Annotated in this window: 1 protein-coding gene; it reads right to left on the bottom strand. The window is 41.2% G+C overall.

Features of this window, described 5'->3' with window-relative positions; translation table 11 throughout:
* Positions 1-69 precede the first annotated feature (69 nt).
* Entirely contained in the window at positions 70-1257 is a 1188-nt protein-coding gene (locus tag AC6F75_RS09315; RefSeq protein WP_500714735.1) for an aminotransferase class III-fold pyridoxal phosphate-dependent enzyme, read from the bottom strand.
* Positions 1258-1290: the final 33 nt, after the last annotated feature.

Genomic DNA, 1290 nt, shown 5'->3' with positions numbered 1-1290 from the left:
ATATTGTTAACAAAATAATCAACAAATTAAGGTAATTAAGTAATTGTAAATCAAATATATGGGTTTAATTTAAGAATCTATTGTATTTAACACTTCCAATAAAATTGCACAACCCTCTTCAATTTCATCATTGGAGATGGTAAGCGGGGGTGTAATTCTGATGGCTTTACCTTCAAAAAGCAACCAGAATAAAATAAGTCCCTTTTCTTTGCATTTCAGGATGACTTCGGTGGCTATTTCCGGTGTTTTTACCATTGCTGCCAGCATCAATCCTTTGCCCCTCACTTCCAGAATGTGTGGATGTTTAAGCAATTTTCTGAACAGTTTTTCTTTTTCGAGCGTTTCTGCAATTAGGTTGGTGTGAATCAATTCTTCTAATGTAGCCAAAGCCGCCGCCGCAATAACCGGATGTCCGCCAAAAGTGGTAATGTGCCCCAGCTTGGGGTTGTCCTGAAGCAGTTTCATTTTTTCGAAAGAGGAAACAAAGCCTCCCACAGGCATGCCGCCGGCCATTCCTTTTCCGATGGCTAAAATATCGGGCACACAGTTGTAGTTTTCAAAACCGAAAAGTTTGCCTGTGCGGCCAAAACCCGGTTGAATTTCGTCAAGTATGAGTTGTGCGCCGGTTTCATCGCAGCGTTTTCTCACTTTTTGAAGGTAATCATTTTCAGGTTGAATAAATCCTGCTCCACCTTGTATGGTTTCCAAAACCACACCCGCCGTTTTATGGGTGATTTTTTCTAAATCCTTTTCGTTGTTAAACTCAATAAAAGAAACATCAGGCATCAAAGGTCTAAAGACACTTTTGCGTTCTTCAAAACCCATAATGCTCAGCGAACCCATAGTATTGCCATGATAAGCGTTGTGTGCACTGATGATTTGTGACCTTCCAGTAACTCTTTTTGCAAGTTTTATTGCACCTTCTATGGCTTCGGTGCCGCTGTTGGTTAGGTATGTAGTGGAAAGATTTTCAGGAAGGTGTTGCGACAAAAGCTTGGTAAATTTGACTGCCGGCTCCTGAATGTACTCGCCATAAACCATCACATGCAGGTACTTTTCAGCCTGGTTTTTAATGGCTTCAATGACTCTGGGATGTCCATGCCCTAAAGTGCAAGCAGAAACTCCGGCCACAAAATCCAGGTGTGCTTTTCCTGTAGTATCATAAATATAGCAACCTTTGGCATGTGAAATTTCCATAGCCAATGGGTGAGGGGTGGTTTGTGCTTGGTGCTTGAAGAAGTCTTTTTTGTATGACATTCTGTTTTGGTTTATGGGATTGAAATCTGACAG

This window comes from Planktosalinus sp., from assembly GCF_059864935.1.
Note: the sequence above shows the minus strand (reverse complement) of the source record. Positions and strands in the feature narration are given on the sequence as shown.

What these genes read in the sequence shown, in the direction of transcription:
- AC6F75_RS09315 (WP_500714735.1), bottom strand. Translation starts at nt 1,257, where the DNA reads ATGTCATACAAAAAAGACTTCTTCAAGCACCAAGCACAAACCACCCCT.